This window comes from Bradyrhizobium sp. CCBAU 11434 (assembly GCF_028128895.1).
Lineage (GTDB): Bacteria > Pseudomonadota > Alphaproteobacteria > Rhizobiales > Xanthobacteraceae > Bradyrhizobium > Bradyrhizobium zhengyangense.
The window spans coordinates 1-15,990 of sequence record NZ_LBJX01000059.1; the positions used below are offsets into that span (position 1 = coordinate 1).

Below are 15,990 nucleotides of genomic sequence, written 5' to 3' on the forward strand. Positions count from 1 at the left end.
GTGATTCCCCCGAGAAGTTGAATCAGCCACTGTGCCATCCTTGGCACGTCAATCGCTGCACCAAAAGTGAGTCAGAGCCAACCTTGGAAGCCGATTGGGGGTCAAATAGCGTGCCTATTCACACCTGTCATGCTTATTGGGCCGTCGATCTCGGTCGATTCGCGGGCCCTTTGAGATGTTGCGATCACGTGGGGATTGGCGATTGGAACCAAGGCCAATCCTCGTCGTTGGCTAAGGTTTTGATCTCCGCGGCTCGATCAAGGTATTGGGAGCGGAAGAGCGGCTGCCAGGGGTAAGGGATGTCGAGTGGAGTTGAGCGACCGATCTCTGCCATAAAAGCAAAACCCTATCGCTCCGAGACGAACGAGCCCGGACCGGCGGTGCTATCGGCAATCCTGGCCGGCTCACCCGACCCGATCTGGTGTTGGCGCATCGACGGCATCATCACCCAATGGAATCCCGCGGCAGAACGCCTGTTGGGGTTCGAGGCATCGGAAATCGTCGGGCATTCCCTGCTGGATCTGGTCACACAAGCGGACCGCTCAGTCGCCGAGAACATTATTGATCGCGTGAGCGCCGGCGAATCCGTTGGCCCTTTCGAAACCGTCAGAGTGGGCAAGAAGGGCAGAGCCCTCTCCCTGGAGATTACAGCCGTCCCGCTGCGCGACCAGAACGGATTGATCGTGGGCGGAGCATCGTTTTGCCGGGACACCAGCGAGCGCAAGAGTGCTGCTGAATTTCTTTCGCGGACCGTTCGCGAGCTCGGAACTCTCTTTCACCTGACAGAGCGCCTGCAGGCTGCCAGAACCGCGCAAGAGGTCTATGAGGCGGCGCTCGAAGCGATCACGGAAGCGCTCGCGTGCGAGCGCGCATCGATCCTGCTGTTCGATTCGGCTTCCGTGATGCGCTTCGTCGCTTGGAGGGGCATCAGCGAGCAATACCGCAAAACAGTAGAGGGCCACTCGCCGTGGACACCCGAAACGACCGACGCGGTCCCGATCTTCGTTGCCGACATCAGGGATTCTAACGAACCTGATGCCCTGAAGAAGGTAATCGAGGGCGAAGGGATTCGGGGCCTCGCCTTCATTCCGCTGCTCCGCGATGGACACGTCATCGGCAAGTTCATGACCTACTATAGGTCTCCGCATCAATTCAGCGAGGGAGAAACCCGTCTAGCCAGCACCATTGCACGCCAGTTGAGCCTGTCGCTGGACAGAATAATGACGGAAGAGCAATTGAGGGAATCCGAACTGCGATTCCGTCTTATGTCGGAGCATGCTCCTGTCATGATCTGGATAAGCGACTCCGCAGGCAAATGCCTTCACCTCAACCGGCTACTCCGCGACTTCTGGGGGGTAGAGGAGGCAGGCATTGCCGACTTCGACTGGTCGTCAACCATACACCCCGACGACGCCGCAGCCGTCCGCGTACAGGTCGGGACCGCAATTGCGCAACGGGTTCCTATCGAGCTGAAAGGGCGATACCGCAGCGCATCAGGAGCATACCGGGTGTTAGAAACCGTCGCGCATCCTCGCATCGGCGCTTCCGGTGAATTTCTTGGGATGATTGGCGTCAACGTCGATGTCACCGAGAGAGAGGAAGCTGAGGCAGAACGTCGCCGCACCCAAGAGGAGTTGCAGGCAACGAATGTTGCGCTGCGAGAGAACGAAGAGCGGTTGCGGCTCGCGACGGCCAACGCGGACGTCGGCTTCTGGGATGTGGATGAAGTCAATCAAATCCTGCACTGGCCGCCCTTGGTTAAGGCAATGTTCGGTATCGCGCCGGACACGCCCGTGTCGATGCTGGACTTCTACTCGGGCCTTCACCCCGAAGACCGGGACGCCGTTAGCGCGGCTTACGCGGCTGCAGCGGATCCCGATATGCGCGCTCTCTATGACGTCGAGTATCGAACCATTGGCAAGGAAGACGGTCGCATCCGCTGGGTCGCGGCAAAGGGACGGGGCGTGTTCGATGCTGAGGGGCGCTGTTTGCGGGTGACCGGTACCGCCATCGACATTACTGCCCGCAAGGCCGATGAGGCAAAGCTCAAAGAGCTTAACGAGACTTTGGAGCGCCGCATCTCGGAGGTTCTGGCTGAAAGAAAGGTTTTGGCCGACATCGTCGAAGGGACGGATGCATTTGTCCAAGTCGTGGACCTCGAATTCCGCTGGCTCGCCATCAACAAAGCCGCGGCTAACGAATTCGAGAAGATATTCGGGGTTCGTCCGCAGGCCGGGGCATGCATGCTCGATCTGTTGACACATCTGCCTGCCGAGCGCGAAGCCTTACGCGCGGTGTGGGCCCGCGCGCTATCCGGAGAGGAATTTACGGAGATCGCAGCCCTCGGTGAGCGCGAACGTCGTCACTACGAAATGAAGTACAATACCCTCCGAAATAGCAAAGGAGAGCGGATCGGCGCGTATCAATTCGTCTACGATGTATCGGAACGTATCCGCGAGCATGAGCGGCTGGCAAGGGCGGAGGAGCAGCTACGTCAGGGCCAGAAAATGGAGGCGATGGGCCAGTTGACCGGCGGCGTCGCCCACGACTTCAACAACCTGCTGACGCCAATCGTCGGCGCCCTCGATGCCTTGCAACGCAGAGGCGTAGGCGGGGAACGCGAGCAGCGATTGATCGCCGGGGCGATGCAGTCCGCAGATAGGGCCAAGACGCTTGTGCAGCGGTTGCTCGCATTCGCACGGCGGCAACCGCTCCAGGCCAGAGCGACCCAAGTAGGCGACTTGATCCACGGAATGGGCGAGCTGATCGCCAGTACGTCCGGTCCGCAAGTCAAGGTCTCTGTCGAGATCGAACAGGACCTGCCGGCGGCAAAGGTCGATGAAAACCAACTGGAGATGGCTCTCCTCAATCTCGCGGTGAATGCGCGTGACGCGATGCCCGACGGCGGTACGCTGCGCATTACCGCCGACGCCCAACACATTGACGCGAAGCATGGGACAGACCTGAAACCTGGACGTTATGTCAGGATATCCGTTGCGGACAGCGGCATCGGCATGGACGAGTCTGTGAAGGCCCGAGCAATCGAGCCATTCTTCTCAACCAAGGGCATCGGAAAGGGCACGGGCCTCGGTCTGTCGATGGCTCACGGCCTGGCGTCGCAACTAGGCGGGGCACTGACAATTCAAAGCCGCCCAGGGCTGGGTACAAATATAGAAATTTGGCTTCCATCGACCGATGAGCCTGTAGCGCCGGAGAACCAGCAAACGGCCTCAGTGCCCGCCGTTGGCGCCCTAGGGACAGCGCTTCTCGTTGATGACGAGCCCCTTGTGCGTGCCGCAGCCGCCGACATGCTCATGGACCTCGGTTACGCCGTTCTCGAAGCTGGTTCGGCCGAAGAGGCAATTCGGTTGATCGGTGGGGGCGTCAAACCCCAGCTGCTTATCACCGATCACCTGATGACAGGAATGAACGGTACAGATCTGGCCCGTCTCGTTCGTTCCGAACTGCCCGGAACGCTCGTGCTAGTGGTGTCGGGCTACGCGGAAAGCGAGGGCGTCGCGCCCGATCTTCCGCGGCTGGTCAAGCCATTCGGCATTAACGATCTCGCTGCGAAACTTGCCAGCTTGTCGAGTGGTCGATAGGTGAAAGCAAAGGCCGCGCTCCGTTGCCAGCTGCAGTCCGCGAGCAAACTGCGTCCTCACGTTTCATTGCACATGCCGCCTGACCTCGCGTCTCGGCCAATGAGACGGTCAAGGCTGGTCAGGCGCCGGCACCGACTCGACGACCGCGTTTCCGGACGGCTTTTCGTTCGTCGCAAAAGGGGCCGTCCGCCAGACAGTCTTTGAGCTGGGCTCAGGTCTTCTTAACACAAGTTAGCCCGTCGCGTCCGATTAGTCCTTAACCGCCGAGCAATCATTGCGTCCTAGCTTGCGCGCAATGTGAAAGAAAGTGGGACTATGAACACGTGCGCGGGTTGCCGTCTCAGCGAGAGCTTGCCCTTCAAATTCAAAATGGCTTTCCAACCGATCGTCGATCTCTCGGCGGGAGAGGTTTGGGGATACGAAGCGCTCGTGAGGGGGGAAAACGGGGAACCTGCCCATACCGTCCTTGCGCAGGTCACCGACGAGACTCGGTACAGCTTCGACCAAGCGGCCCGAGTCACGGCAATCGAGGCCGCAGGCCCACTCTTCGCGGGCAGAGACATGCGGCTGTCGATCAACTTCATGCCGAACGCAGTATACGAACCCAAAGCGTGCATCCAAAAGTCGCTTGCCGCCGCCAAGCGCGTGGAATTTCCACATCGTAATCTCATGTTCGAGTTCACCGAGAACGAGCGGATGGTGGACCCTGCTCACGTCGCGAAGATCGTGGAAGCATACCGCAAGTTCGGCTTCTGGACGGCGCTCGATGATTTCGGAGCAGGATACGCTGGGCTCGGTCTCTTGGCTCGATTGCAGCCCGATCTGATCAAGATCGACATGGAACTGATCCGCGACATACATGTCAGCCACGCCAAGCAAACAGTTGTAGCTGGCATCGTTAATATCGCGCGGGAGCTTGACGTCCGCGTGCTCGCCGAAGGCATCGAGGACGAAGCCGAACTCGGCGTATTGAAAGCAGCTGGCATCAATCTGTTTCAGGGCTATTACTTCGCAAAGCCGGGATTCATGACGCTGCCCAAAGTTACTTTCATTGCGGACAGGCCGATTGAAGCCGCTTTGGCAGCAAGATGATGAATCAGCCCAATAGCTCCTCCGCCATACGATCTCGTCGGCTGTTCGTTCGATATTGAACTAAGCTGATGCGTCCAAGGCGAGCGGCTCGGCTCGATACTTTCCCGTCAGAGCAGCGTGCCGGCAGAGCGCATGCGACACTATCGACCTCGCCCGTTCCTCTCGAGCGAGACCCGCAGTCAGCCTATGAGGTGAACGAGATACCCATGCTGTTCCGATTGGTCTATCACAGTCGCAACTTGCTACGTCGGAAGGCCGTAGCCGGTGGCAACGGGCTGATGAGCATTGCGAAAGCTGCCGAACAAAACAATCTTCAATTGGGGATATCTGGCGCCCTTCTGTTCGACAAGGACACTTTTGCGCAAGTGCTCGAAGGAGACCGGCTAAAGGTCACGCAACTTTTCATCCGAATATGCAGCGATAGTCGACATACCGACATTAGTATTGTCGAGGCAAAGTCGGTCACCGACCGCCGGTTCGCCGATTGGGCTATGGCTCTTATTCCGAATCCTGCTGCGTCGCCCCTCGGACCGAACTTCATTTCCGGCGATGCGGTCGTCGAGATGATGGTCGAGCAGCTCCAGAATTCGGATGCCTCGCTGAGGGTCGCTGTTCCCGTCTGGTGAAAACGCTAGGCCGCCGCCAACCTTTTGACAGCTCGTTCAAGTCGCTTTCCTAGAACGAGGCGCTGTTGCCGTAATTACTTTTCGCGGACAATCGCTGCTTATCGATCTCTTCGTGCAGCTCGCCTCGAAAATACCTGTTCGTTGATTTCCTCTAGTGGAAAAGCGGGCCCGAATCGACGGTCGAACCGCTCGTGAGCAGAGTTCGTTATTTTTCACAGAGCTGCAGCGGTCGCCGTGCGCGCTGGCGGCGCGCAGCGGGCACCACATCTTGCCCGTGTGGAATTTTGCATTCAAGAGATGGCTATCCGCCTCGGTTTCCTGCGCTCCTTGCGTGAAGGGAAGTTGCGTTACGCGAGGGGGGCTCCACGAACCCGCTCGCCACGGCCTTTTTCCGGTGGCCAGCCTCCCGTCGACGACGAAATCTCGGCAATAGCGAACCGTTTCTTCACCGTGCCGAGCTTCGGTCCGGCCGATTCCTCCTTCCTAAACCCGCGTTTAATAAGCCGGATGCCCTGTTTGCCGCTGGACCTTGGTCGGGCGAGGCGGCGTTCACGTGCCGCTAACCCTTTCTCAACCTGCCCTGATCCAATCGCAGCCCTGCCTCGTATCTGCTTCCGGGAGAACAAATTCGCATGTGGCAAGCTCTGACCTGTCTGCCCGGCCAGCACGACCTGCGCTACGTCGCTGTCGCGGTGCTGGTTTGCGTGCTCGGGTCGCTTTTGTCGATGCGGCTGTTGGCGCGGGTCCGGCGCAACACCAGGGCGCGGCGTTTCAACCTCCTGTTCCTGTCCGGCCTCGTTGCCGGCGGCACGGTGTGGACCACGCATTTTGCGGCGATGCTCGGCTACAACGCGACGGTGGCTCGCGCCTTCGAACCCGGGCTGACCTTCGCCTCGCTGATGATCACCGTGATATTCGCCTGGGTCGGCTTCTTCATCACCACGCGCACAAGACTCGGACCCGCAATCGAGGGCGGCGGCTCGATCTTCGGTCTCGGCATCGCCGCGATGCATTACACCGGTATGGCCGCGTTCGAAGTCCCGGGCATTCTGGGCTGGAATTATCCGCTGGTTGCGCTCTCCGTCGTATTTGCGGCCGGCTTCGGTGCGGTCGCCGCCAACCGCATCGCACGGCCGATCACGCGCTTCTGCAAATATGGCGGCGCGCTCTCGATGTTCCTGGCGATCGTGTCGCTGCATTTCACCGGCATGGCGGCCATGTCCGTCTATCCTGCGTTCGACCTGGCGGTGCCGCCACAGGCTCTGTCGGATACGTTCATGATCACCAGCGTCATCGTCAGCATCAGCCTGATAATGGCGATGGCTGCCTCCGCCTACGCGATCGACCTTCAGGCCGCCAACGAGGCGACCGAAAGCTACAAGCATCAGGCGATGCACGATCCCTTGACGGGCCTGCCGAACCGCAACGGATTGGCGCAGCAACTGCATGATCTGCTCGCCGGACGCGGCGACGACACTGCGCGCGTGGTCGTGGTGGCAATCGATCTGGATCGTTTCAAGGACATCAACGACGTCCACGGCCATGTCGGCGGCGATCATCTGCTGCGGCAAGTTGCCCAACGCATCTCGGCGCAATTGCAGCCCGGGGAATTTCTGGCGCGGATCGGCGGCGACGAATTCGTGGCCGTGAAGAGCGAGATCTTTGCCCGCGGCGAGGCGGTCAAGTTCGCCGAGCGCCTGCGCAACGTCGTGCTCGACCCGATCGAGTGGCAGCACCAGACGCTCGCGGTCGGCTGCAGCATCGGCATTGCATTGTTTCCCGAGCACGGTCGGGCCGGCGATGAACTCACCCAGCGCGCTGATCTGGCAATGTACCGCGCCAAAAGCCTCGGCCGCGGCAAAATCTGCACTTATGAGCCGTCGATGGACGAGGCGAGCCGTGTCCGCGCCGAGCTCGCGATCGACCTCAAGCGCGCGCTCGCCGGCAATGAGCTCGAGCTGTACTATCAGGTGCAGAACGACACCAACACCGGCGGCATCGTCGGCTTCGAGGCCCTGATCCGCTGGAATCATCCGCAGAAGGGACGCATTCCACCCGACGCTTTCATCCCGATTGCCGAAGAGACCGGCCTGATCATCGATATCGGCGATTGGGTGATGCGGACGGCCTGCACCGCCGCCGCGCTATGGCGGCTGCCGTTCAAGGTCGCTGTCAATGTCGCGCCGATGCAGCTCAATCATGACCTGCCGCGGCGCGTAGCGGAAATCCTGAACGAGACGGGCCTGCAGCCGTCGCGGCTTGAAATCGAATTGACCGAGAGCGGCATTATCGCTGACCGCCAGCACGCGCTGCAGGTCGTGCTGGCGCTCAAAGCGATCGGCGTCACCGTCGCCATGGACGATTTTGGAACGGGTTATTCCTCGCTCTCGACGCTGCAGGCGTTTCCCTTTGATAAGATCAAGGTCGACAAGAGCTTCGTCCAGGCGGTCGAGACCAGCGTGCATGCGGCCGCTATCGTCAAGGCGACCTTGCTGCTCGGCCGCAGCCTCAACATCCCGGTGCTGGCCGAGGGCGTCGAGACGACGAGCCATCTCGACTTTCTCCGCGGGGAAGGTTGCGACAGCGTTCAAGGCTATCTTTTCGGCCGGCCTATGCCGGTCGACGTCGTGACCCGGATGATCGATGATGAGAAGGGGTCGCGTCCACAAGGGGCTGATGCGCACAATGAGCTCACGCAGGTTGCGGCCGCCTGAGATGGCCGCTCAAACCTCGCGGCTATGCAGCTTCCAGAGCTCGTAGATAGTGTCCCAATCAGGAACCTTATCGGGAGCATAGCCAAAGATCCTCCCGGTCCCGAGCTTTCGAAAATTCTTCATGGCCTTGAGGTGCGCGCCGCTTGTAACGAAGGCGCGCATGCTGACGAGATCCGACCAGGCTGTCAGCGTGTGATAGGTACCGCCGATGATTTTCGCTTGAACCGCGACAATTCCAGTGGCACGACGTGCCTGCGCCAGTGATTGGACCGTTCGCCACCAGAACCTGGGCAAGTGCACGATGCCACGCGGGCGGAAGCCAGTCATGGAGACATAGACCATGCTGCACCTCGATTGTGATGAGGCAGGAACGATGCTCAAAAGGGATTGGATCACCTGGAGGCGCGGGCGACATTGGCCATCTGAGAAGTCGCACCATCGGTCGTGAAGCGACTTGGTTGGAACGTCGTTGATAGCGCCCCAAGCGAGCAGGCCGCACTATGCCAAGGCGCGAAGTAGAGAGGTGGGTCGTGCGCAATCGACGGTCGGCGCCCAGAGCGGGTACTAGGCCCTCGCATCATAGCGCAGCGGCGAAGCAAGAATGCCCCTCTTCATCGGCCGCGAATCACGCTCAACGTTGTCGGCCCTTTCAAGGAGCGCCGAATACCTGACATTAGTAGTCGCAGGAACTGGGAGAACGAACCTTACCTCCTCGATCCGCACAGCCCCGCCGGCTAGGGGCGGGGTTTTCCTCTCGCACGACGAGCTCAATAACCAAGTTGTCCTAGGCGCTTCGCTGCCCCGAGAATCCGGATGAACTGAGCCCGGCAGCCATGTTGCTTGATTTTGAATCCACCTTGCATCTGATGGAGCTTTCGTCTTCAGGGTTGCGTGGAGGGGGCTTAGAGAAGACCAGCATCCGGCGCGTCCTTCGCATTCGAGCGCGCTCTTAACTCGGCGGATGGCTGCTCTCTAGTGCGGAACAATCCGGAGGTCATACTCCGTTGCGTTCGCCCCGAGCATTTTATTCCAGAGCCGCAAAAAATTGTCGATCCTGCGAGAAAACTGAAACCGAACTCCACCGTTGCTCGTAGCTTGAGGCGCCTAAGTTTGGCGTGAAGATCGTCAACCATAATTGAACTCATGCGTAAAAGGTGGAGGTTCTGATGAAGTACAGCACTCTGATTGCCTCGGTCACTCTTGCAATCGCCGGCATAGCAGGCAGCGCAACAGCTCCGGCGGCGGCGAAGGAAAAGACAGTGATGGTCGGCGGTGCAGCAATGTACCCCACTAAAACGATCGTTGCTAACGCCGTCCATTCACGAGACCACACAACACTGGTCGCAGCCGTCAAGGCCGCTGGCCTCGTCGATACTTTGTCTGGCCCAGGACCCTTCACTGTATTCGCTCCAACCAATTCGGCCTTCGCAAAGCTGCCGAAAGGCACGGTCGAGACACTCGTGAAGCCGGAGAACAAATCGACTTTGACCAAGATCCTGACTTACCATGTCGTACCAGGCAAGCTCGAAGCAGAAGATCTAACCGATGGGCAAAGGCTGACGACCGTCGAAGGTGAACAACTGACCGTGAGGAAGGCCGGCAGCCGCACAATGATTGTCGATGCCAAAGGCGGTACGTCAACCATAACGATTCCCGACGTCAATCAGTCCAATGGCGTGATTCATGTCGTCAACACGGTGCTAATGCCGGCAAGCTGAATGATCGAACGAGGAGGGCGACCGGCACGGGCGCCAACTCCTCCGCCGCATCAATGGGAACTACGTGTTAGCGCCACAAGCGAACACCGACGCCGCTCGGTCATACCCACGACTGCGCGGCGTCATGCGCGTGGTTCTGGCCGTCTTCTACACCACAGCGGGGATCGCGCACCTGCTGGCGCCGGCACAGCTACTTGCGATAACGCCATCTTGGGTGCCATTTCGGCCCCAGGTCATCCTTATTACGGGTGTCTTCGAACTGACGGCCTCAACCGTGCTGCTCGTCGGACCTCAGCAAAAGTATGCCGGAATTCTGATGGCACTATATGCCCTCTGTGTCTGGCCGGCTAACTTTAAACATGCGATCGAAGGAATCGATTTGCCCTACATCTCGTCTAGTTGGTGGTACCACGTGCCGCGGCTGGCGTTTCAGCCCATCATCATCTGGTGGGCGTTATTTTGTTCGAACGCGATCAATTGGCCGTTCGGATCGTCAAGGGACTGATTGTGAGTCAGCAAATCAACACTGTAGTATGTGTCCCCGGACTTGGCCGATCGCCGCAGCGCCCGGGCGCTGCCGGAAAGCCGCCGCTGGAGCCCTGAAGGTCAGTGGCATTGAAAAATTATGCCGCGTCACTGTGCGGTGCCGGATCAACGACCCTTTCCAAGAACAGGGCATAGTCGCTTCCGAGGGAGTGATCTCTTCCGTCGCAGGCGGAGGTTGACCGAAAAGAAAACCGACGATTGGCGGAGAAAGTCTAAGTGCAAGAGGCGGCCACGCTGATCCTGCCAGTCTCTTCATGAAAAGCGAGGGGCCTATTCGATCACGGCGATGATCGACCTCTTGAAGACTTAACCGATCGAACAGGCTCCGTACCCCTCATTCGGCGAATTCGGCTTGCGCTGGGCGAACGGATCAATTCCGCGACCAGCGGATTTGGGTAGCGGCGTTGCTGGGTGACGGCGAAGAACTGCTCCTTCAGTGTATTCAGCCTGATGCGCTCGACCAGAAGGCCGGAGCGGAGTTCGTCGATGACAACGATCGGCGGAACCAACGCCAAGCCGCCGCTTTCGCGCGCCATCAGACGCAGCATGGCCATGTCGTCAACCTCCGCCGCTATGACCGGCCTGATGCCGCTGCGACCGAGCAGCGCATCGAAGGCCGAACGTAGCGCGTTGCCTCGTCCAGGCAGTACGATGGGCAGACGCGCGAGGTCCTGGGGAAAGCCAAGGCGCGTAGGCTTCGCCGGCTTGTGGCTGACAATGCTGACACCCTGCTCGTCGATCAGCGTGTTCTCAAAGCTACTGCGTGCATCGGGCGACGCCGGATGATTGGCAAGTACGATATCGAGCTTGTGCGCATCGAGCGCCTCGAGCAGATCATCGAACAGTCCAGTGTGGATGATGAGTTCGACATCAATGCGGCCTATCAGTGGCCGCAGAAAAGCGATTTGAAAGTTGCGTGATAAGGTCGCTGCAGCCCCGACCCGCAGCACTTGGCGTCCGGGCCGCAGGCCGGACAACGTCTCCATCAGTTCATGGCCTGACTTGAAGACGCTGCCGGCATAGTCGACCGCGATGCGCCCGGCCTCCGTCAGCTGCAGCGTGCGACCGACCCGCTCGAACAGCTGCTGGCCAAGCTGCTCTTCCAAAGCCTTGATCTGCACCGACAGCGAGGAGGGCGAGACGTTGAGCCGCTGCGCGGCGCGGCTCATGCTGCCTTCGGTCGCGATTATCCAGAAATAGCGCAAATGATGGTAGTTGAGGTGCGGCATGACGATCGTTCTATTTGATATAACGATCTAGTTCAATAATTGAATTTTTAACAAACGACGTCGTGCGGTATGGACGGGGACCGCCGGATCAACCCTGCCGAGATGCCATGTCAAAGTTTCTGCCTTGCCTCGCCGTACTCGCCCCGCTGACCCTCTGCCTCGTCGGGTTCCTTCCGTCTCGCGCCAGCGTCAGGGATTACGTCGGACTTGCAATCGTCGCCGCAGCGGCGTCGCTCGTCGTTGTCGTCGCGGCAGGTCTCGCCTGCTTCGTTGTCGGGCCGGGACGCTCGAGGCTGCTGGGAGCCTCCGGGCTAGGACTCTCGCTGCACGTCGATGCGCTCTCAACGATCCTCTGCGTGCTTGTCGGGTTCGTCGGGCTCGTCGTCGTCAAATACAGCCGCAACTATCTGGATGGCGATCCCGGCCAGATCAGGTTCACGCGCTGGCTGCTGCTGACGCTTGCCTCCGTACTGACCGTGCTGATATCTGGCAATCTAGTGCTGCTGCTGGTTGCCTGGATCGCCACCAGCGTCTCGCTAGGCCGGTTGCTGCTGTTCTACCACACGCGGCCGGCCGCCATCCGGGCCTCGCGCAAGAAGTTCGTCGCGAGCCGGCTCGGCGATGGGTGCCTCGCGATCGCCGCCGTGCTGCTCTACCTGCACTTCGGAACGCTCGAGGTCGCCGATCTGGCCACCAAGGCGCGCAGCGGTGCCGAGATCGGTTCGCCGGCCATCTCCGCGGCAGCGCTGCTGATCGTCGTGACCGCTATGCTGAAATCCGCGCAATTGCCGCTGCATGGCTGGCTGAGCGAGGTGATGGAGACGCCGACCCCGGTCTCGGCGCTGCTGCATGCCGGTATCATCAATGCCGGAGGCTTCCTCGCCCTGCGGCTCGGCGATGTGCTGCTGCTGGCGACGCCGGCCCTCAACGTGCTGGCCGTCGTCGGCGGCATCACCGCGCTGTTCGGCTCGCTGGTGATGCTGACGCAGACGTCGGTGAAGGTCCAGTTGGCCTACTCAACCGTGGCCCAGATGGGGTTCATGCTGCTGCAATGCGGGCTCGGCGCCTTCTCCGCCGCGCTCCTGCATATCGTCGCCCATTCCCTCTACAAGGCGCACGCCTTCCTGTCATCGGGCAGTATCATCGACCTGGCACGCGCGTCATGGACGCCTAGCCCCGGTGGCCAACCGCACCCGGCGCGGCTGATCCTTGCGCTCGCGGGCGTGATCGGACTGACGCTCCTGATCGGCTGGGGGCTTGGTATGACCTTGCGCAGCAATCCGGCGCAGATCGCGCTGGGATCGGTGCTGCTGATGGGGCTCGTGCACCTCATGGCCAATGCAATCGACGAGCGGCCCAACGCCTTCGTCGTCGCGCGCGGCATCGTCACCGCGGCCGGTGTCGCCGCGCTCTACTTTGCACTGCAAGCGGCGACGGCGTGGCTGGCCGCCGGAAGCGTCCCGGTCGGACGTCCGGTGGATGGCACAGCGCCGATGCTAATCGCCGCGCTAGTGGTGATCTCCTTTGCGGCGATGACGGTGTTTCAGAACCAGATGATGCGCCGCGCCGACGCACTGTTTTGGATCGCAGCTTACGTGCATCTGCGCAACGGGCTCTATCTGAATACGCTGGCTAACCGCCTAGTGCTGGCGCTTTGGCCACGCGCGTCGAACAAGCTCAAGACCAACCCCTGACGCCGAGATAACCATGAACCAGGCCGCCCTAGCCCTGAAGATCACAGCGACCGAAGCCGACACGGACGTCACGCTCGAGGCCCGCATCGCGGCCGCCTGCGCGCGCGTCGCACCGCTCTGGCCGCTCAAGCATTTCGTTGCGGTCAATCCGTTCCTCGGCTTCACGGGCCAAAGTTTTGCCGCCACCGCCGCGACGTTCGAGCGCGTGGTGCGGGCGCGCATCCTGATGCCGCGGGCGTTCTACCGTCACGCGCTCGCGGAAGGCCGCATCGACGATGCGGCGATGGCGCAGGCGCTCGCGCTTCACCCCGACGCTGGCCTCGACATCGACAGCCTCAAACAGGGGTTGCGCTCGGATGCGCCGGCCGGCGCGCCTCCGGCCGTCGTCGCCACTGTGGCCGAGGTGCTGGACGGGCTTGCTGAAGGCGACCGATACGTCTCGCTGGTTGCCTTCATGATCGACGAGATCTCGGCCTTCTGCGCCAGCTATTTCGACGAGGGCCAGGCCAATTGGCCGAACCCGACGCGCAGGCTCAGGCCCTACGCGGCCTGGCGGACGCTTGCGATCTACGACCGCAATCCCGAAGTCATGGGCATCAGGGGTTTTCGAACGTCTGTTGCGGCTCTGCCTACAGATCCCATCGAGGCCATCGGTGTCATCCTCGACCGCCTCGGGATTCCCGATCGCGCGATCGAGGATTATCTGGTGCGCGCACTGTTCGACCTTGGTTGGTCGGCCTACGCGCGCTATGTCGGATGGAGCGCGGAGCTCGAGGGCCGTCGGGACGACACTCTGCTCGAACTGCTTGCGATCCGGCTCGCCTGGGGTTTTGCGCTGTTCGAGGCGCGGACCGATGACGCCTTCAGGACAGCCTGGGCGCGAGCGATGGAGCAGGCGGCGAAACTGCCCGTCGATCACTGCCTAGACGAGACTCCCGAGCTCGCCGTCGACGTCGTCCTGCAGGAGGCCTACGAGATCGTCTTCCGCCGCAACTTGATCGCCCGACTCCTCGCCAACCGCGGCAGCGCGGCACCGTCTGGTCGGATGGACCGGCCTGCGGTCCAGGCGGCCTTCTGCATCGACGTGCGCTCGGAAATATTCCGGCGCGCGCTTGAGACCCTTTCTCCGGAGGTGGAAACGATCGGTTTCGCCGGCTTCTTCGGCTTCCCCATCGAATATGTTCCGATAGGCCACCTTCGGGGCGGCGCGCAATGTCCCGTGCTGCTCAAACCGGCGTTCATCGTCTGCGAAGAAGTCAAGGACGCCGAGCCGTTCGAGGAAGCCGAAGTGCTGGGCCAGCGACTGCTCCGGCGGCGAGTGGCGAAGGCTTGGAAATCGTTCAAGGTCTCCGCAGTGTCGTCCTTCTCCTTTGTGGAGACGGCAGGCCTCGGCTTCGCGGCGAAGATCGCGACTGACAGCGCGGGCGTAACCCGACCGGTGCCATCGCCGGTCAGCGATGGTCTCGATTCCGACGTCGCTGCGAGGGTCGGCCCGCGTCTCGCGCCTGGCAAGCTCAAAGGGCGTTCCACCGGCTTTACCGACTTGCAGGCCGTCGATATGGCCGAGGCGGTGCTGAAGGCGATGTCACTGACCGGGCCGTTCGCGCGCCTCGTGCTGCTGACGGGCCACGGTAGCACCACGGTCAACAATCCACACGCCTCGGGCCTCGACTGCGGCGCCTGTGGCGGTCACACAGGCGAGGCCAATGCGCGTGTCGCCGCCGCGATCCTCAACGATTCGCAGGTCCGCGATGGCTTGCGGGCGCGGGGCATCGACATCCCCGCCGACTGCTGGTTCGTCGGTGCGCTTCACGATACCACCACTGACGACGTAAAGCTGTTCGACGAGGAGGACCTGCCGGCGCAACTCGCCGACGATCTGGCACGGTTGAAATTGCGCCTGGCCGATGCCGCTCATCTGGCGAGGCTCGAGCGCCGCGCGCTGCTGGGCGTCGGAGATGCGGCGGATGCCGACGCCGCGATCAAGGCGCGTAGCAAGGACTGGTCCCAAGTCCGGCCAGAATGGGGCCTCGCGGGAAACGCCGCGTTCATCGCTGCCCCGCGCAGCGTCACGCGCGGTCTCGACCTGTCCGGCCGCGCCTTCCTGCACTCCTATATCCACGAGCAGGATCGGGATCATCGGGTGCTGGAGTTGATCATGACCGCGCCGCTGGTGGTCGCGAGCTGGATCAATCTGCAATACTACGGCTCGACCGTTAATAACGCGGCGTTCGGAAGCGGCAACAAGGTGCTGCACAACATTGTCGGCCAGCTCGGCGTGCTTGAAGGCAACGCCGGCGACCTGCGAGTCGGGTTGCCATGGCAGTCGGTCCATGACGGCAAGCGCTTTGTCCATGAGCCGGTACGTCTGAACGTCTTCATCGCTGCTCCCGAAACTAAGATGGACGATGTCCTGCGTCGGCACTCAGGCATCTGCGATCTCGTGACCAACGGCTGGATTATGCTGCACTCGCTCGGCGAGCATGGCCCAGTCATCCGCCGCTGCGTGCGGCCGGGCATTTGGGTTGCTTCATCTTCTGAATAAGATCGCGGCTGCATGTCGCCCATCGATCGGCTTCCCAACTTTGAGGCCTTGAGCGTGAAGGATCGTAAGGAAGTTTGCGCGCCCCAATCGCGTCCAAAGCAGGAGGCCCAGTGTGTGGATCGGCTCCGAGCTTGGGCTCTGACTCACTTTTGGTGCAGTTGTTTACGCGGCGCCGATGACGCGTGCCTCAAGCAGATCGAGTTTTGCACGCCCGTACATCTGAT

Annotated in this window: 10 protein-coding genes; 8 read left to right on the forward strand and 2 right to left on the reverse strand. The window is 61.1% G+C overall.

The window, feature by feature from the left end; genetic code table 11:
* Positions 1-299: 299 nt before the first annotated feature.
* The 4 genes from XI06_RS13410 to XI06_RS13425 all read left to right on the forward strand — a co-directional run bounded on the left by XI06_RS13410 (position 300) and on the right by XI06_RS13425 (position 8,034).
* Positions 300-3,602: a PAS domain S-box protein gene (locus XI06_RS13410; RefSeq protein WP_237871124.1), complete on the forward strand. Its 3,303-nt coding sequence runs from the start codon at positions 300-302 to the stop codon at positions 3,600-3,602.
* Between the two features lie 315 nt (positions 3,603-3,917).
* Positions 3,918-4,694, forward strand: coding sequence for an EAL domain-containing protein (locus tag XI06_RS13415; protein WP_237867234.1), 777 nt, complete (start codon positions 3,918-3,920; stop codon positions 4,692-4,694).
* Between the two features lie 206 nt (positions 4,695-4,900).
* Positions 4,901-5,320: a BLUF domain-containing protein gene (locus tag XI06_RS13420; RefSeq protein ID WP_237867233.1), complete on the forward strand. Its 420-nt coding sequence runs from the start codon at positions 4,901-4,903 to the stop codon at positions 5,318-5,320.
* 632 nt (positions 5,321-5,952) lie between these two features.
* Positions 5,953-8,034: a putative bifunctional diguanylate cyclase/phosphodiesterase gene (locus XI06_RS13425; RefSeq protein WP_237867232.1), complete on the forward strand. Its 2,082-nt coding sequence runs from the start codon at positions 5,953-5,955 to the stop codon at positions 8,032-8,034.
* A gap of 9 nt (positions 8,035-8,043) precedes the next feature.
* Here the strand turns inward: XI06_RS13425 and XI06_RS13430 are convergent, their stop codons facing one another.
* A complete protein-coding gene (locus tag XI06_RS13430) occupies positions 8,044-8,376 on the reverse strand; it encodes a hypothetical protein (protein ID WP_237867231.1) in 333 nt (110 codons plus the stop codon).
* Positions 8,377-9,200: 824 nt separating this feature from the next.
* Between XI06_RS13430 and XI06_RS13435 the strand changes: the two genes are divergently transcribed.
* Together XI06_RS13435 and XI06_RS13440 are read left to right on the forward strand one after the other, a co-directional pair.
* On the forward strand, positions 9,201-9,752 hold the full coding sequence (locus tag XI06_RS13435; RefSeq protein ID WP_128965729.1) for a fasciclin domain-containing protein: 552 nt from the start codon (positions 9,201-9,203) through the stop codon (positions 9,750-9,752).
* A gap of 124 nt (positions 9,753-9,876) precedes the next feature.
* Positions 9,877-10,257, forward strand: a complete 381-nt coding sequence (locus XI06_RS13440; protein ID WP_237867229.1) for a DoxX family protein — start codon at positions 9,877-9,879, stop codon at positions 10,255-10,257.
* A 319-nt stretch (positions 10,258-10,576) separates the two neighbouring features.
* Here the strand turns inward: XI06_RS13440 and XI06_RS13445 are convergent, their stop codons facing one another.
* Positions 10,577-11,527: a LysR family transcriptional regulator gene (locus tag XI06_RS13445; RefSeq protein ID WP_237867227.1), complete on the reverse strand. Its 951-nt coding sequence runs from the start codon at positions 11,525-11,527 to the stop codon at positions 10,577-10,579.
* Between the two features lie 107 nt (positions 11,528-11,634).
* Here XI06_RS13445 and XI06_RS13450 point away from each other — a divergent pair, with 107 nt between their 5' ends.
* Both XI06_RS13450 and XI06_RS13455 read left to right on the forward strand, forming a co-directional pair.
* Positions 11,635-13,221: a proton-conducting transporter transmembrane domain-containing protein gene (locus tag XI06_RS13450; RefSeq protein ID WP_237867226.1), complete on the forward strand. Its 1,587-nt coding sequence runs from the start codon at positions 11,635-11,637 to the stop codon at positions 13,219-13,221.
* A gap of 13 nt (positions 13,222-13,234) precedes the next feature.
* On the forward strand, positions 13,235-15,766 hold the full coding sequence (locus XI06_RS13455) for a YbcC family protein (protein WP_237871118.1): 2,532 nt from the start codon (positions 13,235-13,237) through the stop codon (positions 15,764-15,766).
* Positions 15,767-15,990: the final 224 nt, after the last annotated feature.

Coding starts and splice junctions, on each gene's coding strand:
- XI06_RS13415 (WP_237867234.1), top strand. CDS start 3,918: ATGAACACGTGCGCGGGTTGCCGTCTCAGCGAGAGCTTGCCCTTCAAA.
- XI06_RS13430 (WP_237867231.1), bottom strand. CDS start 8,376: ATGGTCTATGTCTCCATGACTGGCTTCCGCCCGCGTGGCATCGTGCAC.
- XI06_RS13425 (WP_237867232.1), top strand. CDS start 5,953: ATGTGGCAAGCTCTGACCTGTCTGCCCGGCCAGCACGACCTGCGCTAC.
- XI06_RS13420 (WP_237867233.1), top strand. CDS start 4,901: ATGCTGTTCCGATTGGTCTATCACAGTCGCAACTTGCTACGTCGGAAG.
- XI06_RS13445 (WP_237867227.1), bottom strand. CDS start 11,527: ATGCCGCACCTCAACTACCATCATTTGCGCTATTTCTGGATAATCGCG.
- XI06_RS13440 (WP_237867229.1), top strand. CDS start 9,877: ATGCGCGTGGTTCTGGCCGTCTTCTACACCACAGCGGGGATCGCGCAC.
- XI06_RS13450 (WP_237867226.1), top strand. CDS start 11,635: ATGTCAAAGTTTCTGCCTTGCCTCGCCGTACTCGCCCCGCTGACCCTC.
- XI06_RS13435 (WP_128965729.1), top strand. CDS start 9,201: ATGAAGTACAGCACTCTGATTGCCTCGGTCACTCTTGCAATCGCCGGC.
- XI06_RS13410 (WP_237871124.1), top strand. CDS start 300: ATGTCGAGTGGAGTTGAGCGACCGATCTCTGCCATAAAAGCAAAACCC.
- XI06_RS13455 (WP_237871118.1), top strand. CDS start 13,235: ATGAACCAGGCCGCCCTAGCCCTGAAGATCACAGCGACCGAAGCCGAC.